Annotated in this window: 21 protein-coding genes; 8 read left to right on the top strand and 13 right to left on the bottom strand. The window is 36.4% G+C overall.

Going from position 1 to position 25,093, the window contains the following annotated elements:
* Positions 1-4: 4 nt before the first annotated feature.
* The 12 genes from J2Z82_RS11580 to rpmH all read right to left on the bottom strand — a co-directional run bounded on the left by J2Z82_RS11580 (position 5) and on the right by rpmH (position 12,862).
* Entirely contained in the window at positions 5-1,159 is a 1,155-nt protein-coding gene (locus tag J2Z82_RS11580; protein WP_209480949.1) for an aminotransferase class V-fold PLP-dependent enzyme, read from the bottom strand.
* A 378-nt stretch (positions 1,160-1,537) separates the two neighbouring features.
* Positions 1,538-2,374, bottom strand: a complete 837-nt coding sequence (locus J2Z82_RS11585; protein WP_209480950.1) for a ParB/RepB/Spo0J family partition protein — start codon at positions 2,372-2,374, stop codon at positions 1,538-1,540.
* Positions 2,355-3,128, bottom strand: a complete 774-nt coding sequence (locus tag J2Z82_RS11590) for a ParA family protein (protein ID WP_209480951.1) — start codon at positions 3,126-3,128, stop codon at positions 2,355-2,357. Before J2Z82_RS11590 ends, J2Z82_RS11585 begins: the two co-directional genes overlap by 20 nt.
* A 203-nt stretch (positions 3,129-3,331) precedes the next feature.
* A complete protein-coding gene (noc, locus tag J2Z82_RS11595; RefSeq protein WP_209480952.1) occupies positions 3,332-4,192 on the bottom strand; it encodes a nucleoid occlusion protein in 861 nt (286 codons plus the stop codon).
* A 329-nt stretch (positions 4,193-4,521) separates the two neighbouring features.
* Positions 4,522-5,238: a 16S rRNA (guanine(527)-N(7))-methyltransferase RsmG gene (gene rsmG / locus J2Z82_RS11600; RefSeq protein WP_209480953.1), complete on the bottom strand. Its 717-nt coding sequence runs from the start codon at positions 5,236-5,238 to the stop codon at positions 4,522-4,524.
* A 23-nt stretch (positions 5,239-5,261) separates the two neighbouring features.
* The gene (gene mnmG, locus J2Z82_RS11605) at positions 5,262-7,148 is read right to left on the bottom strand and encodes a tRNA uridine-5-carboxymethylaminomethyl(34) synthesis enzyme MnmG (RefSeq protein ID WP_209480954.1); all 1,887 of its coding nucleotides are present in this window, start codon (positions 7,146-7,148) and stop codon (positions 5,262-5,264) included.
* Between the two features lie 113 nt (positions 7,149-7,261).
* Positions 7,262-8,638 carry a tRNA uridine-5-carboxymethylaminomethyl(34) synthesis GTPase MnmE gene (gene mnmE / locus J2Z82_RS11610; protein ID WP_209480955.1) on the bottom strand — a complete coding sequence of 459 codons (1,377 nt, stop codon included), beginning with the start codon at positions 8,636-8,638 and terminating at the stop codon, positions 7,262-7,264.
* 196 nt (positions 8,639-8,834) lie between these two features.
* Positions 8,835-9,830 carry a M20/M25/M40 family metallo-hydrolase gene (locus tag J2Z82_RS11615; RefSeq protein WP_425348063.1) on the bottom strand — a complete coding sequence of 332 codons (996 nt, stop codon included), beginning with the start codon at positions 9,828-9,830 and terminating at the stop codon, positions 8,835-8,837.
* Between the two features lie 734 nt (positions 9,831-10,564).
* Positions 10,565-11,179, bottom strand: coding sequence for an RNA-binding cell elongation regulator Jag/EloR (gene jag, locus J2Z82_RS11620; RefSeq protein ID WP_209480956.1), 615 nt, complete (start codon positions 11,177-11,179; stop codon positions 10,565-10,567).
* Entirely contained in the window at positions 11,176-11,946 is a 771-nt protein-coding gene (gene spoIIIJ, locus J2Z82_RS11625; protein WP_209480957.1) for a YidC family membrane integrase SpoIIIJ, read from the bottom strand. The genes jag and spoIIIJ overlap by 4 nt, the downstream gene beginning before the upstream one ends.
* A 128-nt stretch (positions 11,947-12,074) precedes the next feature.
* On the bottom strand, positions 12,075-12,428 hold the full coding sequence (gene rnpA, locus J2Z82_RS11630; RefSeq protein WP_209480958.1) for a ribonuclease P protein component: 354 nt from the start codon (positions 12,426-12,428) through the stop codon (positions 12,075-12,077).
* Between the two features lie 299 nt (positions 12,429-12,727).
* Positions 12,728-12,862: a 50S ribosomal protein L34 gene (gene rpmH / locus J2Z82_RS11635; protein ID WP_092491006.1), complete on the bottom strand. Its 135-nt coding sequence runs from the start codon at positions 12,860-12,862 to the stop codon at positions 12,728-12,730.
* A gap of 590 nt (positions 12,863-13,452) precedes the next feature.
* Here rpmH and dnaA point away from each other — a divergent pair.
* The 8 genes from dnaA (at position 13,453) to J2Z82_RS11675 (ending at position 24,005) form a co-directional block, all read left to right on the top strand.
* The gene (gene dnaA / locus J2Z82_RS11640; RefSeq protein WP_209480959.1) at positions 13,453-14,805 is read left to right on the top strand and encodes a chromosomal replication initiator protein DnaA; all 1,353 of its coding nucleotides are present in this window, start codon (positions 13,453-13,455) and stop codon (positions 14,803-14,805) included.
* A gap of 185 nt (positions 14,806-14,990) precedes the next feature.
* Positions 14,991-16,127 (top strand): DNA polymerase III subunit beta, encoded by a 1,137-nt coding sequence (gene dnaN / locus J2Z82_RS11645; RefSeq protein WP_209480960.1) that lies wholly within the window; start codon positions 14,991-14,993, stop codon positions 16,125-16,127.
* Positions 16,128-16,301: 174 nt separating this feature from the next.
* Entirely contained in the window at positions 16,302-16,520 is a 219-nt protein-coding gene (yaaA, locus tag J2Z82_RS11650; RefSeq protein WP_209480961.1) for a S4 domain-containing protein YaaA, read from the top strand.
* Positions 16,521-16,535: 15 nt separating this feature from the next.
* Positions 16,536-17,648 carry a DNA replication/repair protein RecF gene (gene recF, locus J2Z82_RS11655; RefSeq protein ID WP_209480962.1) on the top strand — a complete coding sequence of 371 codons (1,113 nt, stop codon included), beginning with the start codon at positions 16,536-16,538 and terminating at the stop codon, positions 17,646-17,648.
* Between the two features lie 15 nt (positions 17,649-17,663).
* Complete coding sequence (remB, locus tag J2Z82_RS11660) at positions 17,664-17,942, top strand: extracellular matrix regulator RemB (protein WP_209480963.1); 279 nt, start codon at positions 17,664-17,666, stop codon at positions 17,940-17,942.
* A 66-nt stretch (positions 17,943-18,008) separates the two neighbouring features.
* Positions 18,009-19,916, top strand: a complete 1,908-nt coding sequence (gyrB, locus tag J2Z82_RS11665) for a DNA topoisomerase (ATP-hydrolyzing) subunit B (protein ID WP_390313682.1) — start codon at positions 18,009-18,011, stop codon at positions 19,914-19,916.
* A 384-nt stretch (positions 19,917-20,300) separates the two neighbouring features.
* Positions 20,301-22,808 carry a DNA gyrase subunit A gene (gyrA, locus tag J2Z82_RS11670; RefSeq protein ID WP_209480965.1) on the top strand — a complete coding sequence of 836 codons (2,508 nt, stop codon included), beginning with the start codon at positions 20,301-20,303 and terminating at the stop codon, positions 22,806-22,808.
* A 99-nt stretch (positions 22,809-22,907) separates the two neighbouring features.
* Entirely contained in the window at positions 22,908-24,005 is a 1,098-nt protein-coding gene (locus tag J2Z82_RS11675; protein ID WP_209480966.1) for an HD-GYP domain-containing protein, read from the top strand.
* On the opposite strand, the gene J2Z82_RS11680 is transcribed toward J2Z82_RS11675, so the two are convergent.
* Complete coding sequence (locus J2Z82_RS11680; protein WP_209480967.1) at positions 24,002-24,964, bottom strand: YaaC family protein; 963 nt, start codon at positions 24,962-24,964, stop codon at positions 24,002-24,004. The genes J2Z82_RS11675 and J2Z82_RS11680 overlap by 4 nt on opposite strands.
* Positions 24,965-25,093: the final 129 nt, after the last annotated feature.

A 25,093-nucleotide genomic window follows, 5' to 3' on the forward strand; every position in this document is an offset into this window, starting at 1 on the left:
AAGATTAAATCAACTTATATGAAGATGCTATTTCATTTATCGCTTTAATGAATGCATCGACTTCTTCTTTAGTATTAAATATACTAAGACTTGCCCTGACCACACCTTGTTCAATTGTGTTTAATGATTCGTGTGTCGTCGGACTGCAATGAAGCCCTGACCGAACAGCTATTTTATAATGTGAATCAAGGATCATTGCTATTTCCTGTGAAGATATATTAAATATATTAAATGCCACAATCGGCATTCGGGGTTTTTGCTTGCCTGGTCCGTAACAAGTAACCCCTTCAATAGTTTCTAGTCCTTCTAATAGTACTTCTATTAAAAATGTTTCACGTGGAACATTTACATCTTGTCTGCTTTCAAATGCTTTTAGGGCAGCATTTAAACCAGCAATCCCGGGTGTATTTAATGTACCACTTTCGAGTTTTTCAGGCATTTGATTAGGTTGTTCAGGGTCTTCTGAAAAGGCACCTGTTCCTCCTTGAAATATTGGTTGAAGTTCAATATTTCCTTCGATTAGCAGCATACCCGTTCCTTGAGGCCCTAATAAACCTTTATGTCCGGGAAACGCCATTAAATCAATTCCCATTTGACTCATATGAATAGGTATATGACCAGCAGTCTGTGATGCATCAACAAGTGTTAACACATTTTGATTCGATACGATGTTAGCTACTTTTTCAATTGGTAAAAGTGACCCAGTTACATTTGACGCATGTGTCATTGCTATTAATTTGGTATTAGAATTAATGGATTTCTTTATCTGTTCGATAAATGATTCATCATCTTCGTCCCATTTAATGTATGAAACTTCTAGACCATAGATTCGCTTCAGATTCTCCAGGGGCCTCCGTATAGAGTTATGTTCAACTGTTGTGGCAATAATATGATCTCCTTTTCGCCACGGCAGGCCCTTAATTGCTTGATTCAATGCACCTGTTGCATTCTGGAAGAAAATTGCCCTTTTGGGATCACTACAACCAAATATGCGAGCAGCTCTCTCTCTGGTTTCCTGTATTATTTCAGATGCTTTTCTGGCTAGATGATGACCACTTCTACCTGGGTTAGCTCCAACTTCGTTTAGCGCAAAAACCATCGCCTCCCCCACCTCTACTGGTTTGGGAAATGATGATGCAGCCTGATCAAAATATATCATAACTGAAACACCCCATTTTTTGTGAAAATTTATTAGAAAACTTGGCTTATCGCCAAGCCTTATGGCGAAATCATTAGTTGCACTTATGCAGTAAGAAAGTATTTATACTTTCTTAACTGCTAAAAAACATGCATATCACATGTTTCCACTAACTTGTATGTTCTTCTTTCATTGGACCAAATCGTTAAAAATTGCTTAGCTATTTTTATGAATACTTACTTTGTTTTCTTGGAACCCTTATGCCATAGAATGCTAGCTTTAATGGCGAAGCCTAGATCCACTTGTACACTAAGATAGTTTTATACTTGATTGATTGCTAAAAAAAGGCTGACAATTTAATGAATCAACCTTTAAAAAGTCAGCCGTTTCTATTCATTACTAATCCAATGTTTCTAATATACGTTGTAAGTCATCATTAGAGTAGAATTCTATTTCAATTTTTCCTTTACGTTTGCCTTGGTTTATTGTCACAGCAGTACCTAAACGATCACGCAATATTGTTTCTCTTTCCTGAAGAAATATATCTTTCTTTGGCTTTTCCTTCTTTTTCTTACTATTCTTTTCATTCAAATCAAGAATCTGTTGCTCCACTTGCCTTACATTCATCTTTTCTTTTCTTATTTTATCAACAAATGGCAGAACCTTCTGCTTATCTTTAATGCCTAATAAAGCACGGCCATGTCCCATCGTTAGTTCTCCGTTGTTTATGTAAGCTACAACTTGATCGGGAAGCGAAAGCAATCGAACAATATTAGCAATATGGGACCTACTCTTACCTAAACGCCTTGAAAGTTCATCTTGTGTAATTTCCAATTCATTCATTAAATTTTGATATGCATGTGCTTCTTCAATCGGAGTTAAATCTTCCCGTTGAAGATTTTCCAATAGGGCAACTTCCATCATCTTGCCGTCAGTTAATTCTTTTACTACAGCTGGAACATTCTCAAGCCCGGCTTCCTTTGCAGCACGAAAGCGTCGCTCTCCTACAACAACCTCATAGCCTTTTATACTTTTACGTACAATTAAAGGCTGAATTATACCATATTCAAGAATTGAATCTTTTAGCTCCTCTATTGCATCTGCGTGAAAAGTTTTTCTTGGTTGATAAGGATTTGGTCGACATTCATTAATAGGGACTTCCTGAATAACGTCGTCATCCTTCTCTTCTACATCTGGAAAAAAAGCATTAATCCCCTTACCTAACCCTCTCGCCATTACTCATCACTTCCTTCGCTAATTCAAGATATACCTCAGAACCTTTTGATTTTGGATCATATGTTATGATAGGTTCCCCGTGACTCGGTGCTTCACCTAATCGAACATTTCTAGGGATGACTGATTTGTATACTTTGTCCTGAAAGTACTTTTTTACTTCCTCAATGACTTGTATGCCAAGGTTGGTTCTTGCGTCAAGCATTGTTAATAAAACACCTTCGATCATTAATGATTTATTTAAATGCTTTTGTACTAGACGAATGGTGTTTAATAACTGACTTAGACCCTCTAATGCATAATACTCACATTGAACTGGTATTAATACAGTATCAGAGGATGTAAGTGCATTAATTGTAAGCAAACCTAAAGAAGGTGGACAATCAATTATAATATAATCATACTCTTCTTTTAGATTTTCCAAGGCTTTTTTCAATCGAATTTCACGTGAAATAGTAGGAACTAATTCTATCTCAGCTCCCGAAAGTTGAATCGTAGCAGGTATAATGTCCAAATTCTCGACTTTCGTAGGGACACATACCTCCTCAGCAGGCAAATCCTCTACCAGTACATTATAAATACATTGATTCATGTCTGCTTTGTTTATACCTACTCCACTTGTGGCATTACCTTGAGGATCAATATCCACAATCAAAACTTTATTCTTCAAGTGTGCAAGACCTGCACTTAAGTTTACCGATGATGTTGTTTTTCCTACGCCACCCTTTTGATTGGCTATGGCTATTATTTTACCCATGCTGTCACCTACCTAAAATCTATACTTATTATTCTATCACTTTTTTTAATAAAAGACCTATTAATATAGTTGATTGTTCAAAAAAATATTTAGAAATCTACCAACTGCTAATAATATATAGTTAAAAACCACTCATCTTAGTTAGCAAAGATGAATGGTCCAATTGTGAATTTTAAAAGTATATCATATAAATGAAGAATATATTATTTCTTTTTCGGAATTTTAATCGTGATTTGATAGAATTCATCAAGATCTTCCTCATTTGCTTCCACATCAATACCAGTATCTGAAACCATACTTAAAGACTGTCGAATGGTATTCATTGCAATTCGAATATCCTTGTTAACACCTTTAAGTTTAGCTTGTTTTTTAGTCGGTTTTTCTTTCGGCTGGTTCAACTTGTCGATATATTCTTCTGTCTGTTTTACATTCAATTCTTTTTCAAGTATAGCATTTAGAACTTTCAATTGCTGATCGGGATCGCTCAACTTTATTAACGCCCTAGCATGTCGTTCTGTAATATCCTTCTTTAATATCGCATGTCTAACTTCCTCTGGCAGTTTTAGTAACCGCAATTTGTTAGCTATAGTTGATTGGTTTTTACCTAAACGTTGTGCTAAGGCTTCCTGTGTTAATGAATGCATTTCTAATAGACTAGCATATGCACTTGCTTCCTCTATAACAGTTAATTCTTCACGCTGAAGATTTTCTATCAAAGCAACAGATGCTGTCTCTGCATCAGACATACCACGGATGATAGTCGGTATGTTTTCCCACTCTAATAGCTTTACAGCACGCCACCTTCGTTCACCAGCAATAAGTTCATACATATCCCCATCATCAATCTTACGAACCACTATCGGCTGAATCATTCCATGTGTATGTATAGTTTGAGCTAGTTCTTGGATTTTTTCGTCATCAAATATCGACCTTGGCTGAAATCTATTCGGTTCTATTTTCTGAACAGAAAGTTGGATTACTTCATCTGGATGGTACTTTTCTTCTTCTGATTCAGAATCAGATTTATCTCCCGAACCGAAAATTCGGTTAAAAGGGCTTACCATTACCAAACACCACCTTTATTAATACTATATAACAAAAATTGCTATACTAGAAACTTTGGCTTATCGCCAAGCATTAACGGCGATAGACTTAGTTGTACTTACACAGTAATAAGTATTTATACTTTCTTAACTGCTTAAAACTAGCAAAATGTTTCACGTGGAACATTTTTGAAAAGCTAAAACTATCAACAAGAAAAAAGCGCAGTATAAACACTGCTGCGTGCGAACGGTATGTCTCTCAGTTTATAATCCTATTTTACCATATATATACTTAGAAGAGTATCAAATAGAAAAATATTATTTCAACAATCAGTTACCTATGTAGTAGTTTAAAAAATTGGGTTTTTACCTGGAACTCCAGGCTTTCTTGGATATTTTTTTGGGGTATTTCTTTTTTTATCTATAATAATAATAGACCGTTCACTATTTTCATTTGGTAATGTAAACGTGTGTATAGTGTTCAGTTCTCCCCCCAGTAAATTAATTACTTTAATTGAATCATCTACTTCCTGATCACTTTGGGAACCTTTCATAGCAATAAATACACCGTTCTTTGTCGTTAGTGGTAAACATAACTCACTTAACACAGTCATTCGTGCTACTGCCCTTGCCGTGACTATATCAAATGATTCTCTGAATTTTTCTTCTTTCCCAAAATTCTCCGCACGATCATGGTAAAAAGCTACTTTACTTATATCTAATTTTAAAGCTAATTCGTTTAAGAAATTAATCCGTTTCTTTAATGAATCTACAATTGTCACCTGTAAATCTGGAAAACATATTTTGAGTGGAATGCTAGGGAAACCAGCCCCAGCACCCACATCACATATATGCAGTTCTTTCGTAAAGTCATGATAAAAAGCTGCGGATATTGAATCATAAAAATGTTTTAAATAAACATCTTCCTCATCCGTAATAGCAGTAAGATTTATTTTTTCATTCCATTCAACTAACGTTTGAAAGTATATAGCAAATTGCTCTATCTGTTTATCTGTTAGTTCAATACCTTTTTGACGTAATGCTTCAACAAATTGTTCTGGATTCATAAAATAGAGCACCTCACACTCACTTAATTAGCAACTCGAGCAATCTTTCCCTGTTCAATATAAACAAGTAAAATGGAAACATCTGCTGGATTTACACCTGAAATTCGGGATGCCTGACCAACTGAAAGCGGACGTACTTCTTTCAGTTTTTCTTTGGCTTCAGATGCGATTCCATCAATATCATCATAATCAAGATTATCAGGAACTTTTTTGTCTTCCATTTTAAGCATACGTTCCACTTGTTCGTTTGACTTTTTAATATAACCTTCATACTTAATTTGTATTTCAACTTGCTCCCTAACATCGTATGGAAGTGATTCATTTGGTTCGATTACTTTTTCAAGCATATCATACGTAATTTCAGGACGTTTCAGTAAATCATAAGCTTTAACCGCTTCTTTTAACGGGGTTCCATTTGCTTCATCCATCATTTGTTGAACATGCTCTTCTGGTTTAATGACAATTTTTGACAATCTTTTCTTTTCTTCTTCTACCAATCGTTTCTTTTCAACAAATTTATTATAACGTTCTTCAGTTATTAAGCCTAATTTGTAACCTGTTTCGGTCAGACGCATATCTGCATTATCATGACGCAATAACAAACGATACTCCGCACGTGATGTTAATAGACGATACGGTTCATTAGTTCCTTTTGTTACAAGGTCATCAATTAATACGCCAATATAAGCCTGTGAACGGTCCAAAATTAATGGATCTTTTCCAAGTACTTTAGCAGCTGCATTAATTCCGGCCATAATTCCTTGTGCACCTGCTTCTTCATAACCGGAAGTTCCATTTATTTGACCTGCAGTAAAGAGTCCAGGGATTTTTTTTAATTCCAGTGTTGGCCATAACTGCGTAGGAACTACTGCATCATATTCAATCGCATAGCCTGCACGCATAATTTCCGCATTTTCCAGACCTAGAACTGATCGAACCATGTCATGCTGAATAGACTCTGGAAGTGACGTTGATAGTCCTTGTACATATACTTCTTCTGTATCTCTTCCTTCTGGCTCAAGGAAGATTTGGTGTCGCGGTTTATCATTAAATCGAACAATTTTATCTTCAATTGATGGACAATAACGTGGACCAGTACCACGTTTCATTCCAGAATACATTGCAGATAGTGACAAATTATCATTAATTAGTTGATGGGTAACTTCGTTCGTGTACGTTAACCAGCAAGGAATCTGATCCAAAATATATTCGGTTGTTTCATATGAGAATGCTTGTGGTTTATTCTCTCCAGGCTGAATTTCCGTTTTTGAATAGTCAATTGTATGGCTATTCACACGTGGCGGTGTACCAGTTTTAAATCGAGTGATTTCAATGCCTAGTTTTTCCAGGTGTTCAGATAGTTTTACCGATACACGCTGATTGTTTGGACCACTTTCGTATTCAAGATCACCCATTAGCACTTTACCACGCATAAACGTACCTGTTGTAACAATTACAGTCTCTGCATGATAAGCAGCTTTTGATTCGGTAATAACCCCTTTACATACACCATCTTCCATTATAAGTTCATTTACCATACCCTGTCTTAAGGTCAGATTTTCTTCGTTCTCAATGACATTTTTCATTTCTTTTATATACAAAGGCTTATCAGCTTGAGCACGTAATGCCTGTACTGCTGGACCTTTTCCAGTATTCAACATGCGCATTTGAATATGGGTTTTATCAATTACTTTTGCCATTGCCCCACCTAATGCATCTATCTCACGTACGACAATTCCTTTAGCAGGACCGCCTAATGATGGGTTACACGGCATAAAAGCAATCATATCTAAATTCAATGTCAGCATAAGTGTTTTCGCACCCATTTTTGATGCAGCAATACCTGCTTCTACACCTGCATGACCTGCGCCAACAACGATTACATCATAATGTCCTGCATCATATACCATACTTTTTCATCCTTTCTTATTTAGCAGTTAAGAAAATACTTTCTTACTGCATAAGTGCAACTAGGGCTTATCTATATTAAAGGCATGGCGATAAGCCAAGTTTTCTAATAATGCTACTTTCCTAAACAAAATTGTGAAAATAACTGATCAATTAAGCTATCACTAGCAGTATCTCCAATTATTTCACCTAAAAACTCCCATGTTCGTGTTACATCGATTTGTACAATATCAAGCGGCATATTCATATCAAGACTTCCCATTGCATCTTCAAGTGCTTGTTTCGCTTGCTTTAGCAATTGAATATGTCTTATATTTGAAACATACGTCAAATCTCCAGCATCAAGTTCTCCAGCAAAGAATGTCTTAGCAATTGCGGACTCCATTTCATCAACACCCTCTTCTTTAATTAATGAGGTTGAAATGACTGGTTTACCTTCAGCTAGTTCATTGACTTTATTCATATCAAGTTTTGGCTCCAAATCAGATTTATTAATAATAACAATATAATCCAATCCTTGAACAGCCTCAAAAAGTTTCTCATCCTCGATGGTTAATTCTTCATTATAATTTAATACAAATAATATAAGATCTGACTCTTTCAACACTTTTCTTGACCGTTCAACACCTATTTTCTCAACAATATCTTCCGTTTCTCGAATACCAGCTGTATCTACCAGCCGAAGCGGCACGCCACGAACATTAACGTATTCTTCAATCGTATCACGAGTTGTACCAGGTACTTCTGTTACAATTGCTTTATTTTCTTGGACAAGTGTATTCATTAATGATGATTTACCAACATTTGGACGCCCAATAATTGCTGTACCCAATCCTTCACGCAAAATTTTCCCCTGCTTTGCTACCTGTAAAAGTTCCTCTATTTCAGCATGCACTTCTTTTGATTTGCTACGCATCATTTCATTCGACATTTCTTCTACATCATCATACTCAGGGTAATCTATATTCACCTCTACGTGGGCAACTGTTTCAAGTAATTCCTGTCTGAGCTGTCCGATCAGTTCTGATAATCGTCCGTCCATTTGCTTTAATGCTACCGACATAGCTTTGTCTGTTTTGGACCGAATCAGATCCATTACAGCTTCAGCCTGTGATAAATCAATTCGACCATGTAAGAAAGCGCGTTTTGTAAATTCTCCTGGTTCAGCAATTCTTACCCCTTCTCCAAGTACTATCTCTAACACTCGGTTTACAGCTACCATACCACCGTGACAATTGATTTCAACAATATCTTCACGTGTGAATGTTTTTGGAGCACGCATCACCGAAACCATCACTTCCTCAGCAACATCATTTGTCGCAGGATCGATAATTTTTCCATAATGAATGGTATGGGTATCAACATCAAGTAAATTTTTCCCTTGAAACAACCCAGCTGTAACAGGAATTGCTTTTGGTCCACTTAACCGCACTATTGCAATTGCCCCTTCACCTATTGGTGTCGATATCGCAGTAATTGTATCTGTCTCCATTTCTTTCACCTCCATCATTTTCAACTTTAATTTAATTTATATTTAAATGCTTATATTTTTATTGTCACTAACTTAATAGAATATCACATTTTTAATCAAAAATAAACTTATCCACAATTACAAAAAACAAACATTAAAAAAACCTTTTATCCACATGTGAATAAAAGGTTTTTTTAGATTGGAAACTTATTAACAATTAAAGATTTGGTTCTTCATAATAATAATCCACAGGGACTGGTGCTACATTTGATTTTTCCAGTGCAGGTGTATCCTTTCGAGCTGCCTGGTAAATAGCTGAACCAACGATATCTGTCACATTCTTTAATTTTTCTTTACTAATATGTTCCAGTACGTCATCTTCCGTATGATACCACGGCTCTAGAGGTGTATGAATGAATAATGCTGCAGGGATACCTAAATTATGAAAAGCAACATGATCACTTCTTCCAAGCTCACTATATGGAACAAGTTCACTTACTCTGGATCCTGCTGCAGCACCAAGGTCTGTTACTGTATTTTTTTCACCATTAGCAGTAAACATAACTAGGTCTCCTGCATCTTCACTGCCAACCATATCCATTTGGAACATCGCAACCGTATTTTCGGCATCCTCAGCTGACATTGCTTCTGCATATTTACGTGATCCCCATAGACCATACTCCTCCGCACCAAATGCTACAAATTTAATTGACGTATCTGTTGGTGTACTTGCATACACCCTAGCTAGTTCAAGAAGAGCAGCAGTACCTGACGCATCATCGTTTGCACCTTGCCCCCACGGTACAGAGTCATGATGTGACCCTACTATAATTTCTTGACCTGTGTCATGATTCTTCAGTGGCTCTTTTGTTGCTTCTACATTATAAGAAGTAACTTCTTCTCCACCCGAAGGAAAGGTAAATTCCTGTACAGAAACATTCTCATATCCATAACTTTCAAATTGATCAACAAGGTATTCAACCGTCTCTAACTCACCTTCAGTACCAGCACCACGGGGGCCTATTTCCTCTGATAAATAACTAACGTGCTGATAAATATTTTCAACGTTCACCCGCTTAACGACTTTATTGTCAAAAGCTTGACTAGATTGGTCGTTTGATGCATCTTGCGGTGCTGCATATACTGGTGTACCTATCATAAGCAACATTGCCAGTATAAGTATTGAAATTTTTCCGTGTTTCAAAGAATCCACTCCTTTATCGATTTACGTAATCATTCGATTATCTTTGTGTGGATTCCTCTATTCAATAGAAAAACAGTAAAATAGTTTGAGTTGAAACAGGCTATAATTGGTTAATTCATCCTTTTGTACTAATTAGTAAACTTGATTTATCGCAAAGATTTAATGGCGAAATTCTTAGCTAGCATTCACACTAAATGTTACTAAATAGATATAAAATGCGAAGTACTTTTTAAAAAGTATGAGTGCTATAATGCCGCTCCGGAAATACACTTCGTGCACCTAGGGCGGCTGATGAGCCTCCTTGCTCCTACGTCGCTGCGTAGTCTCATCTAGGCCTCAGCTCCCACTGGAGTCTACGTGTATTTCCTCCGCTGTTGACTGAAGTAGGAATCGCTATAGAATAAATCTGTGACAGCACTACACTAGTCCGGGTGAGCGGAGGGCGGTGACTCCTGCGGGAATAGCAACAGCTGAAGATCCCGCAGGAAGCGGTTTTGGCTTCCGAGGAAGCTGAAGCGTTGCCCGCGGAAAGCATCCGCCCGCAGCGACCCCGGACTGCGGGACGAGAGTTTATTCCAGCAGTTACTACGCATTCTATTTCAACTACGTATTAGATCCAACCATTGAAGTTGAACATTCTAAACATCCTATCCTGTTATTAATCGTCTTTAAAGTGGAAATCCCACCCTCGAATAGCGCCTAAAAAAAATCCCTAGGAATTTACCTAGGGATTTTAATAGTTTTTATGGTTTTATAACAATATGGCGATGTGGCTCGACACCGTCTGAATAGGTGGAGATCTCTTTATTTCCTTGCAAAGCGCTATGGATCAGTTTACGTTCGAACGCTGGCATAGGTTCTAGCGCAACTTTCTTGTTTAGCCGTGTCGCTTTATCAGCCATTTTATGTGCAAGAGATTCAAGTGTTTCTTTTCTGCGTCCTCGGTACCCCTCTGCATCAACAGTGACAGTGTAATAAGCTTTCCCATCCTTGTTTATTACAAGATGTGCTAAATATTGGATTGCATTTAGGGTTTGGCCGCGTTTTCCAATTAATAAAGCTATCTTTTCACCTGATAATTCAAACGTTACGTGATTGTCTTCAACTTTTGTTGTGATTTGAGTTGAAACATTCATATTTTCCGTTACTTCCTGCAAAAACTTTTCAGCTTGTTCTATTTGATTTTTAGCAATTATAACTTTCACAATTGCTCGCTTTGAACCAAATATACCCAAAAGTCCTTTCTTGCCTTCATCAATAACATCTACTTCTACGTGGTCCCTTGTTGTGTTTAACTGCTCTAATGCTGATTGGACCGCTTCTTCAACAGTTTGTCCGCTAGCAGTTATTTCTCTCACTTTTCGTCTCCTCCAGTACTTGCGTTTTTCATCATTGGTTTACGGATGAATAACGTTTGTGCCACCATAAAGATATTACCAACTACCCAGTACAACGCTAACGCTGATGGGAAAAACATTGCAAAAACGGTAATCATAATTGGCATCACATACAGCATAACCATCATTTGCGGGTTTTGTGCTGCAGGACTGCCTGCCATCATTAACTTTTGCTGTAGAAAAGTAGCACCACCAGCAACTATTGGCAAAATGAAGAATGGATCTGCTTCTCCTAACTGAAACCATAGAAAAGTATGTGTTTGAATTTCTCCAGTACGCATAATAGCATGGTATATCGCAATTAATATCGGCATTTGCACAAAAATTGGCAAACAACCCGCAAGTGGGTTTACTCCGTGTTTCTGGAATAGAGCCATTGTTTCCTGTTGTAATTGCTGCTGTGTTTTCGCATCTTTTGAACTATATTTCTTTTGAATTTCTTTAAGTTCAGGTTGAATATCCTGCATTGCTTTTGAACTCTTTAATTGCTTCACGTTTAATGGCAATAATACTAAACGAACAATTATGGTAACAATTACAATCGATAAACCGTAGTTTCCATCAAACAATTCAGCAAAATATGTAATTAGCCATGACATTGGATATACAAACCATTCCGCCCAGATTCCCTCTGTATTTTCATCAATTGGTTGATTGACATCCATACAACCAGAAAGAACTGCCAGCAACCCTATTAAGGTAACAAGCAAATAAAACTTTTTACGCAATTTGTTTCCTCCTAACTATTCGAACAGCGCAAACACTTGTCCAAGTGCTGGTGCTAAACAACAAATCCCTAAAATAACCATTCTAATTGCTATTTTATCATTAAATGATTATAAGATTCTATATAAATTCATAATTGACTACTTTTTTTTAATAGACGCTCTCTAGATAATAAATGAATTAAACTTTTTTTGACTTCATGAAAGTTCATCTTTTTTGTTGGCTGGCGCGCAATGATTACCATATCAAATGTGGGTAACACTCTTTCATCCAACTCATGAAAAGCTTGCCTTAAATACCGCTTGATCCGGTTTCTCATAACAGCATTTCCAATTTTTTTACCTACTGAAATACCAATACGAAAATGATCCTGGTCTGGTTTTTTTACATAATAAATGACAAGCTGCCGATTAGCAAAAGACTTTCCACTCTTGAATACATGTTGAAATTCTTCATTATCCTTTATTCGAAATATTTTTTTCATAATTTATCACCTTTATTATTCAAAAGCGCAAGCATCTATAACCACCTTAGAAAACTTGGCTTATAGCCAAGCCTTAATATAGATAAGCCTTAGTTGCAATTATGCAGTAAGAGAGGATTTATACTCTCTTTATCTGCTAAAAGTAAACTTTACGCTTAATAAGCAGCGGCCCTTAACCTAAGAACCACTGCTCTATTAGATAGTCTGGCTTATCGCCAAATCTTTTAGTCCTAATTATTGCATATGCTTATAATAAATTTCTACAGTGGAAAAAAGACCACTGAGATCTTTTCAGTGGCCTATGCAGACAATACTTTTCTTCCTTTACGACGGCGACGAGCCAAAACTTGACGTCCATTTTTTGAACTCATTCGAGTACGAAAGCCGTGTACTTTTTTACGTTTACGATTATTTGGTTGAAACGTTCTTTTCATTTATCTTGCACCTCCCTGAGGAATTAAAACTCCAAATTACAAATAACTTATCAAGTAGACAGTCTAAGTCATTATACTTAAAACGTACGACATCTGTCAACTTCATGTATGATTTTTTTATCCACATACCAATGTTAAAATATAATTTATCCAAATTTATTATCCACAACAATTATCGACAAGATAACCACATAATATAATGATGTGGATAAATCCTGTCTACATGTGCTGGTTTTTGTGGATAACTGTCGAATAGCCGTTGCAACTTCTCTATTTTTTTGGTATTATATTTGTGTTTTAATATGTGTAAATCTATCTTCAGATTTTTGATTATCCACAGACTGTGGAAAAAATGTGGACATTTGTTCACACCTCTGTTCATTAGCTTATCAACAATTCTGTGGATATCGTATATAACCTGACAAAACCTTTTGTGCTTCTGATATTTATATCCACAACTAAGTTAATATGCTTTTATTTTTTATTTTATACATAACACCTTTCCGTCTTTCGTTGTAACCAATACATACTGAAAGATTGAGAGAGGTTTTTTCTATCACTTATTTAGTAATTGAAAGGGGTGAACCAGTTTGGAAAACATTGATGAATTATGGACAGCAACATTAGAAAAAATTGAAGAGAAGATCAGCAAACCTAGTTTTGACACTTGGTTAAAAAATACAAAAGCCGAAAAGCTGGAAGAGGATACATTAATTGTGTCAGCACCAAATGAATTTGCACGAGACTGGTTAGAAGGCAGATATACACAATTAATTGATGATATTTTAGTAGATATCACTGGGGCTAACTTGTCTACTCAATTCATTATTCCTGAATCACAAGAACAAGTTGACGAAATAGATGCTGCTCCTAAAAAAGTACCATCTATGAAGAATAATGGTGGTTTTGATGCACCTAAAACAATGCTCAACTCAAAGTATACCTTTGATACATTTGTTATTGGATCAGGTAACCGCTTTGCACATGCAGCTTCCTTAGCTGTTGCCGAAGCTCCAGCTAAAGCATACAATCCATTATTTATATATGGTGGTGTTGGACTTGGTAAAACACATTTAATGCATGCGATTGGTCATTATGTACAAGACCATAATCCTGAAGCAAAAGTAGTTTATTTATCATCTGAAAAATTTACAAATGAATTTATCAACGCCATTATGGATAACAAAGCAACTAGTTTCAGAAATAAATATCGAAATATTGATGTTTTATTAATTGATGATATTCAATTCCTTGCTGGTAAAGAACAAACCCAGGAAGAATTTTTCCACACATTTAATACGTTACATGAAGAAAATAAGCAAATTATTATTTCCAGTGATCGACCTCCCAAGGAAATACCTACACTAGAGGATCGATTGCGTTCACGATTTGAATGGGGATTAATTACAGACATTACACCACCAGATCTAGAGACAAGAATTGCTATCCTTAGCAAAAAAGCTAAAGCAGAAGGACTTGATATTCCAAATGAGGTAATGCTTTATATTGCTAATCAAATTGATACAAATATTCGTGAATTAGAGGGGGCGTTAATTCGAGTTGTAGCTTATTCCTCATTAGTAAATCAGGATATTGACGCATCACTTGCAGCTGATGCACTCAAGGATATTATTCCAAGCAGTAAACCACGTACTATAACAATTCACGGAATTCAAGAAGCTGTAGGAGAAAAGTACAATATTAAACTGGAAGACTTTATGGCTAAGAAACGCACCAAATCAATTGCTTTTCCTAGGCAAATTGCGATGTATCTTTCAAGAGAACTTACTGATTTTTCATTACCTAAAATAGGAGAAGAATTTGGCGGTCGTGATCACACAACCGTTATTCACGCACATGAAAAAATAAGTAAAATGATGGAAAATGACACACTTATGCACAAAGATATTGAAGATTTAAAAGAACAATTGAAATCTTTTTAAACTATCAACATGTTAATAATGTTAATAGGGAAACAAACTTATAAACAATCTATCCACATGGGGATAACTTTATGTTTCTTGAACTTTTAACGGTTATCCACATAATCACAGTCCCTATTACTATTATTACTATATTTTTATAAATAAAAGATATAATATATGCATAAAAAAGGAGAATAAATTCAATGAAATTTATTATTCAGCGCGATCAATTAATGGCTGGTGTACAAGACGTAATGAAAGCAATCTCATCCAGAACCGCAATACCCATTCTTACAGGGATGAAAATTGATGCAAAATCAAACGGAATTACTTTAACAGGAAGTGATTCAGATATTTCTATTGAGTCTTTTATTCCAGCTGAAGAAAACGGAATTGTTCATGTAGAAGAAATAGAAGAAGGCAGCATAGTATTACAAGCTCGCTATTTTCCCGATATTGTTCGTAAACTTCCAGAAAAAACTGTTGAAATTGAAGCAGATTCTAATTTGAAAGTAACCATCCGTTCAGGTAAAGCAGAATTTAATTTAAATGGACAAGACGCAGAAGAATATCCACAACTACCAAAATTACAAACTGATAATAGCTTTGAGATACCAACTGATCTATTTAAAAGTTTAATCAAACAAACTGTTTTTGCGGTATCAACAATGGAGACACGTCCTATCCTGACAGGTGTAAATGTGAAACTGGAAAATGAAACATTAATTTTCACTGCAACGGACAGTCATCGTCTAGCATCACGTGAAATTCCTGTTAAAGAAAGCAGTGGAGATCTACCAAGTATCGTTGTTCCAGGAAAAAGTTTAACTGAACTTAATAAAATATTGGATGATACGGAAGAAAACGTCGAAATAAGTATTACTAACAATCAAATTTTATTCCGTACAAAGCACTTAAATTTCCTATCCAGATTACTGGATGGAAATTATCCAGAAACATCACGCTTAATTCCAGAACAAAGCAAAACAATATTACATGTAAAAACAAAAGAACTAATAAATACTATTGATCGTGCATCTCTTCTTGCAAAAGAAGAACGAAACAATGTTGTTAAATTGACTACAAAAGGTGATAACGTATTGGAAATCACAAGTAATTCACCCGAAGTTGGCCGTGTTGCAGAAGAAATCTCTGTACAATCCATTGAAGGTGAGGAATTAAAGATTTCATTCAGTTCTAAATATATGCTCGACGCATTAAAGGCCATTGAGAATGATGAAGTAAAGGTTGAATTTACAGGTGCAATGCGGCCATTTATTATAAAACCGGCAAATAATGATCCAATATTACAATTAATATTACCTGTTCGAACTTACTAAATATGCTCAAAATAAACATAAAAGGCTCTTATCTTGAAGGATAAGGGCTTTTTTAAGCCTTTTTTAAAGTGTTTAAGGGTCTTGCCTTCCCTAAACACCAAAACTTTAGTAAAATAGTAAGAAGGTACATTTGAAACGTTATTTACAATACTTTAAAAAGATTTGGTGATAAAAATGCACGAAAAAATTGAAATTAATACAGACTATATTACACTGGGTCAGTTTATTAAATTGATAAATATCTTGGAGTCAGGTGGTATGGTCAAGGCATTTTTACAGGACCAAGGCGCATTGGTTAATGGCGAATTAGAGCATCGCAGGGGCAGAAAGCTTTATCCAAATGATGTGGTAGAGATAGAAAGTATTGGATCTTACATTGTTACTAAAGACTAATCGTGAGGAATTTCCATGCATATTGAACAATTACAATTAAAAAATTACCGAAACTATGACCAGTTGGATATTTCTTTTGATGATAAAATTAATGTTATTATTGGTGAAAATGCCCAGGGGAAAACGAATTTAATGGAAGCTATATACGTTCTTGCATTTACAAAGTCACATCGAACTCCTAGGGAAAAAGAACTTATCCAATGGGAGCAGGAATATGCTAGAATAGAGGGTAGGGTCACTAAACGAAAACAGTCGTTTCCACTTGAAATTATTTTATCGACAAAAGGTAAAAAGGCAAAATTAAATCGAATTGAACAAAAAAAGTTAAGTGATTACATTGGTGCCTTGAATGTCGTCATGTTTGCACCAGAGGATTTAACGTTAGTAAAAGGACCTCCGCAAATCAGGAGACGTTTTATTGATATGGAACTTGGGCAGATTCAGCCGAGGTATATTTATCATTTAGGACAATACCAAAAAATCCTGAAACAGCGAAATCATTTATTAAAACAAATGCAACGCAGAGAAAAACAAGATCGAACCATGTTGCACGTATTAACAGAACAACTTATTGAACATGCTGCAACCCTTTTAGAACGCAGGTTTGTCTTTTTGGAATTACTTCGAAAGTGGGCTACTCCTATTCACTATGGAATCAGTCGAGAGTTGGAAAAACTTGAAATCAAGTATGCTTCGACAATTGAAGTATCAGAAGCGGCAAATAAGGAGAAAATAGATTCTATATATACAAATAAATTTCACGAGATTCAAGAAAAAGAGATTGAACGTGGAACAACTTTAATTGGGCCACATCGAGATGACCTAGTGTTTCATGTAAACAATAAAGATGTTCAGACATTCGGTTCACAGGGACAGCAAAGAACAACAGCTTTGTCTGTAAAACTTGCTGAGATAGAATTAATCTATAATGAGGTTGGTGAATATCCAATTCTCCTGCTTGATGATGTGTTAAGTGAACTTGATGATCATAGGCAATCCCATTTACTAAATACAATTCAAGGGAAGGTTCAAACCTTTGTGTCCACCACTAGTGTAGATGGTATAAATCATGAAACATTAAGAGAAGCAGAATTGTTCCACGTAAATAATGGGACTGTAGATACATAACTGTGGAGGGATACGATGTTTATACATATTGGAAATGACAATGTTATCCAATCAAAAGATGTTATTTCGATAATTGATCGAAATGTCGTAACATCTTCAATCATCATGGAAGAGATGATGAATCATGTGAAAAGTCAAGAAAAGGTTTTAGGTCCAACTGATGAGGCGAAGTCAGTTGTCATTACCAATAAGGAAATTTATTTTAGTACATTATCGGTTTCAACTTTAAAAAAACGAGCCAGTATGATCTCGACTATTAGTAAACTGGATGATTTTTCAGACGAGCTTGAATAAAATAAGCATGCAATCAAAATGTTTAACCTCTAAAGAAACGTAGGTGAAAAAATGTCAGACGAAAAAATGAGAAATGAAGAAGCATATGGTGCAGATCAGATACAAGTACTTGAAGGATTAGAAGCAGTACGAAAAAGACCTGGCATGTATATTGGGTCAACTAGTGAAAGAGGTCTACACCATCTAGTTTGGGAAATTGTAGATAATAGTATTGATGAGGCGTTGGCAGGCCATTGTGATCACATTCAGGTAATAATAGAAAAGGATAATAGTATCACGGTAAAAGATAATGGACGTGGTATCCCTGTTGGTATTCAGAAAAAAACCGGGAAACCAGCACTTGAAGTTATTATGACTGTTCTTCATGCCGGTGGTAAATTTGGCGGTGGCGGTTATAAGGTTTCAGGCGGATTACATGGTGTTGGTGCCTCTGTTGTTAATGCTCTCTCAAGTAACTTGGAGGTCTATGTTCATCTTGATGGCAAGGTTTATTTTTTAGGTTTTGAAAAAGGTGTACCACAGGGTGAGATTACAGTGGTTGGCGAAACAGATATTACGGGAACAGTCACTCATTTTAAGCCAGACCCGGAGATATTTACGGAAACGATAACATATGAATTTGAAAAACTAGAACAACGTGTACGTGAACTTGCCTTTCTAAATAAAGGATTAGCAATCACACTTGAAGATAAACGAACAGATGAAGACCCCGTTAATTATTTTTACGAGGGTGGTATCAAATCATACGTAGAATATATTAACCGGACACGTGAAGTACTACACGAACCATTTTATGCGGAAAGTGAAGAGCAGGGAATAGCTGTTGAAGTTGCCATTCAATATAATGATGGATTTGCAAGTAATATTTATTCCTATGCAAACAATATCCACACAATTGAGGGCGGCACACATGAGTCAGGATTTAAAACAGGCTTAACACGTGTCATCAATGATTATGCACGTAAGAACAATATGTTTAAAGAAAATGACCCAAATCTGACAGGTGATGATGTACGTGAAGGGATGACAGCGATCATTTCAATCAAACACCCTGATCCGCAGTTTGAGGGGCAAACTAAAACAAAGCTGGGAAATAGTTTAGTTAGAACTGTAACGGACGCAGCATTTAGTGAAACATTTTCTAAATTCCTTTTTGAAAATCCTGATGTTGCCAAAATAGTGGTAGAAAAAGGATTAATGGCATCACGTGCTAGAATGGCAGCAAAAAAGGCGCGTGAACTAACGCGACGTAAAAGTGCACTTGAAATCTCAAATCTCCCTGGTAAACTCGCTGATTGTTCTTCAAAAGACGCTAGAATTAGTGAGTTGTATATAGTTGAGGGTGACTCTGCCGGTGGTTCAGCAAAACAGGGACGTGACCGACATTTCCAAGCTATTCTGCCATTACGTGGTAAAATCTTGAATGTTGAAAAAGCGCGCTTGGATAAAATTCTTTCCAACAACGAGGTTCGTTCAATGATCACTGCACTTGGCAGCGGAATTGCAGAGGACTTTGATATAACAAAAGCACGTTACCATAAAATTGTTATTATGACAGATGCTGACGTTGATGGCGCCCATATTCGTACATTACTTTTAACGTTTTTCTATCGTTATATGCGTCCATTGATTGAACATGGCTATATTTATATTGCTCAGCCACCTCTATATAAGGTTCAACAAGGTAAGGCAGCTCATTATGCGTATAACGATAAGGAATTAGATCGGATTATGGCAGAAATCCCTAAATCTCCTAAACCAGGACTGCAGCGCTACAAAGGTCTTGGTGAGATGAATGCAACTCAGCTATGGGAAACAACCATGGATCCAGATACACGAACATTGCTTCAAGTTGATTTAACTGATGCGATAGATGCTGATCAGGTTTTCGATATGCTAATGGGTGATAAAGTAGAACCACGCAGAAACTTTATCGAAGAAAATGCTCAGTATGTTCAGAATCTGGATGTTTAAGTAAGGCTGTTTTTATGAATATTGTTTTTACTTAACCCTTAGCCGGAGATTCATAGGAGTCGACTGCCTTCCGTTACAACCAAATGCTACGATAGTGCAGGAAATACACGTAGACTCCTGCGGGACAGCGAATACGGTGAGTAAGAAAAAATTATAAGTGCAATTAAGCATACGCCATTAGTGTTTGGCGATAAGCCAGGTTCACTAATGAGATAAGAAAATTTGATGATATCTGTTTAGTGCAAGTCGTAAGTAAGGCGTCAGCACTTTGTTTTAGCAGTTAAGAAAGTATAAATACTTTCTTACTGCATAAGTGCAACTAAGGCTTATCTGTATTAAGGCTTGGCGATAAGCCAAGTTTTCTAAAGATTTGGAGGTAATTTAATGGTGGATCAACAACGTCCAAACGTTCAAGAAATTAATATTGGCCAGGAGATGCGTACGTCGTTTCTTGACTATGCAATGAGTGTCATCGTATCACGCGCATTACCAGATGTACGTGATGGAATGAAGCCTGTTCATCGTAGAATATTGTATGCAATGAACGATCTGGGTATGCATTCTGATAAAGCTTACAAAAAATCGGCACGTATTGTCGGCGAAGTAATTGGTAAGTATCATCCCCATGGTGATTCTGCTGTATATGAGGCAATGGTTCGTATGGCTCAGGATTTCAGCTATCGCAACATGCTGGTAGATGGTCATGGTAATTTTGGTTCTGTAGATGGAGATTCAGCAGCAGCAATGCGTTATACAGAAGCAAGAATGTCTAAAATATCGATGGAACTTTTACGCGATATTAATAAAGATACAATAGATTATGCGGATAACTATGATGGAACAGAACGCGAACCGGTTGTTTTTCCAGCACGTTTTCCAAATCTGCTTGTTAACGGTACTTCAGGTATTGCAGTTGGGATGGCAACTAACATCCCACCACACAATCTTGGGGAAACAATTGATGCTGTTTTAGCCGTTAGTGAAGACCCGGAGATTACAATTGATGAATTATTGGAAAATCATATTTATGGCCCAGACTTTCCTACAGCCGGAGAAATTCTTGGACGAAGTGGAATTCGTAAAGCATTTGAAACAGGAAAAGGTTCTGTCATTATTCGTGCCAAAGTACATATCGAAGAACAATCAAATGGTAAACCTAAAATTATCGCAACTGAATTACCATATCAGGTAAATAAAGCGAAACTAATTGAGAAGATTGCCGAGCTTGTTCGCGATAAGCGGATTGATGGTATTACCGATTTACGTGATGAATCAGACCGTAATGGATTACGCGTAGTTATGGAGTTACGTCGTGATGTGAATGCAAATGTTGTTTTAAATAACTTATACAAATACACTGCATTGCAGACCACTTTTGGTATAAATACGCTTGCACTTGTTGACGGACAGCCGAAAGTGTTAAACATTAAACAATGTCTGGAACACTATTTAGAACACCAAAAAGTAATAATCAAGCGTCGTACTGCCTTTGAGTTACGTAAGGCTGAGGCACGCGCACACATCCTGGAAGGTCTTCGTATTGCGTTGGATCATCTAGATGAAGTAATTTCATTGATTCGTAATTCAAAAACTGCTGATATCGCACGTGAGGAATTAATCGAGCGTTTCGGATTAACAGAAAAACAATCGCAAGCTATCCTGGACATGCGTCTGCAGCGCTTAACTGGGCTGGAACGTGAAAAAATAGAAAATGAGTATAGTGAGCTTATTCAGCTAATAAATGAATTAAAGGCTATTTTGGCAGATGAAGAGAAAGTTTTAGAAATAATCAGGGAAGAACTTAGTGAAATTAAAGAAAAATTCAATGACCAGCGCCGTACAGAGATTGTTATTGGCGGAGCAGACTTCTTTGAAGACGAAGATTTAATTCCAGAAGAAAATATTGTTATAACACTTACTCATCAGGGTTATATCAAACGTCTTCCTGCTTCTACGTACCGCACACAAAAACGTGGTGGTCGAGGTATTCAGGGAATGGGAACTAATGAAGACGACTTTGTTGAACATTTGGTATCTACTTCCACACATGATACGGTGCTGTTCTTTACGAACAAAGGAAAAGTGTATCGATCTAAAGGATATGAAGTTCCTGAATTTAGTCGTACAGCAAAAGGTATTCCAATTATAAACCTATTGCAAATTGAGAAGGACGAGTGGATTAACGCTGTTATTTCGGTCAATGAGTTCAGCAGTGACTGGTATCTGTTCTTTACGACTAGGCACGGAATCTCAAAGCGTACGCAACTCTCGAACTTTGCAAATATCCGTAAAGGTGGACTAATTGCTGTCGGGCTTCGTGAAGAAGATGAATTAATTTCCGTGCGATTAACTGATGGTACAAAAGACATTATGATTGGTACCAGAAACGGCTATCTGATTCGCTTTCCTGAGGATCAAGTACGTTCAATGGGAAGGACAGCAGCAGGGGTTCGTGGTATTTCCTTACGAGGTGATGATGAGGTAATATCCATGGAAATTCTCGATGAGGGCGTACAGATTATGCATGTGACAAACAAAGGTGTCGGAAAACGCACCCCTGAAGACCAGTACCGAATCACTAAGCGTGGTGGTAAAGGTATCTTCACGTGTAAACTTGATGACACGAATCATGTTGTTGCGGTAAAAGCTGTAACAGGCGAAGAAGATATAATGCTTATAACAGTAGCAGGTGTTCTTATTCGTATTCCTGTTGACAGCATCTCACAAACAGGCCGTAATACACGAGGTGTTCGTCTGATTCGTCTGCAGGAAGAAGAGGAAGTTGCTACCGTTGCTAAAATCGAACGTGAAGAAGAGGAAGAAGAGGTTATTGAATCACTAGAGGAAAGTACAGATGAAACAACTGATGATACAGATAATCAGGAAGAATAACAACAGGATGATGATGTAATTTTGCAGGTGACTCTACAAGGGAAATAGTCAATCATTCTCTGGAGTCACCTTTTTGTATTACATAAAGGGGGGAAACTAATGCGTGTGGAGCCATCACAACTAGTTCCAGGCTGTGTATTGTTAAATAATGTTATAGGAAAGTCTAACAGACCAATTATTCCACAGCACACTGTATTAACCGAGGAGCATATTACTCTGCTGCAAAAGTTTCTAGTTGAGACTGTTGATGTATCTGGAAAGCTTGCAGAAGGAGAAGTGTTTAAACCTAAGTTTGCAGAGAAAGAAGAAGTAAAGAAAAAGGAACATTCTAGTAAGAAACAGAACCTGGAATCCTTTGAAGATCATTATAAGAATGCTGTAAATGATTATAAAAAGTTATTTACAAAATGGCAAAATAACATAGCTATTGATATGCCTGAAGTTCGTAACATACTAATTCGACTTTTAGAAAGAATGGATGATATTAGTACAGCAGTATACACTTTACATCACTATGCTACTAAAAAGGACTATATTTTTCATCATAGTGTAGCTGTTGGTATTCTTTCGGCGTATTTAGCGAAAAAGATGGGATTTGAAAAAGGAGAATGGCTGCAGATCGGATTGGCGGGTGCATTAAGTGATTGCGGGATGGCCCGACTTGATGATGCAATTGTTACGAAAACTAGTTCACTAACCTACTCTGACTACCAGGAAATAAAGAAGCATCCAACCTATTCATATCGCTTTGTTGAAAAGATCCCAACTATTACGAAAGAAGTAAAATTAGCAGTGTTACAACACCATGAACGAATGGATGGGTCAGGTTATCCAATTGGTTTATCAAAAGATAATATTCACATCTATGCAAGAATAATTGCAGTTTGCGATATATATCATGCAATGACTTGCGAACGTTTATACAAAGAGAAGCAGTCCCCTTTCAACGTTATTGAAAAGTTACAGAGTGATCAGTTCTCAAAACTTGATCATCAAGTAGTGCAGACATTTATTAATAGCCTGGCCAATTTTTCAATTGGAACAAAGGTGAGGCTATCAACGAATCAATTAGGCGAAATAGTTTTTGTTGAAGAAAGATACCCCACCAGACCAATGGTACGGGTTGAGGAAACCAATGAAATTGTTACGTTAAAAAATAAAACTTCACTATTTATAAGTGAAATCATTGGAAACTAGATATCAAGGCTAGTTCTTTCGATTAATTTTTCTTCAAGCAGCAATGGTATTTTTTCTGCTGTATTACTTAAAAAGTATGAAATGAATGGAAAATCAATGTCGGATTTAGCTGATAAGAGATCTCCCCACCATTCTGATTCATATCGACACAACATGCTTAAATTGTATAAAAGCAGATAATGAACACTCACTTCCGAACTCGGCAAAAACCTGCTACGGTACAGTGGAAAATAAATTAAGTTATTCCTTATATGAGTAAAAAATGGGCCGGAGGATTTATGGAACGGTACTGATAACTTTATACAGAAGGAGTTTCTATTAATTTTTGTCTGTTCAATTACTGGTAAATAAGATTTTATTCGTTGGACGAATGATTTTGCTGTTAAATGATAGTTATCCAATAATTCATTTTGAAAGTGCAACTCTGTTTTCCCAACTTCTCCAACAACAACCATTTTTTTTTGATTTTGAAGTGTAAACAGTGGGGAAATTTCAGGAATTAGCCCTAACAGATCTTCCATTTTAATTTTTTCAAAAGGTGATTGACTTTTGGAAAACAAATGTTCCGAGAAGTACGGAAATAATCCATTCTGTTGGGTTTTCACCTCATCATCCATAAAGGAATAGTCCTTTTTTTTGCGTTTCCGACTTGAAACACCGTGTGCCAGAATTGTTGTTGATTCTGGATAATGCGGTCGGATTGTCAGTAAATTAGCTTTAAGCAAATGAATCATTCCATAGAAAAACATAATAGGCTGGAAAAGGATATCTAGATTTTTACCATTTTCGTAAAATTGAATTCCATGATCCAGGTAATACATGAACGAATTACAGTTTTCATAGCTCTTCGCTGCTGCATCGACCCCATCCAATTTTTGATAACAATCAAATAAAAAGGTTTGTGCTGTTTGCTGTGATTGGAGGTATGTAAAAAGAACATTTATATCTCTATCTTTCATAAATATATTCCCTTCCAATGTTAAAATATTTTGAATCTACTTTCTATTTTCATCAACCTATTCTCTTGTTGAAAAAGCGTAAGAGTTGACGTATTGTAAATAACAATAGAATTGCTAGTATAGTTTGAC

This window comes from Virgibacillus litoralis, assembly GCF_017873675.1.
GTDB lineage: Bacteria > Bacillota > Bacilli > Bacillales > Amphibacillaceae > Lentibacillus > Lentibacillus litoralis.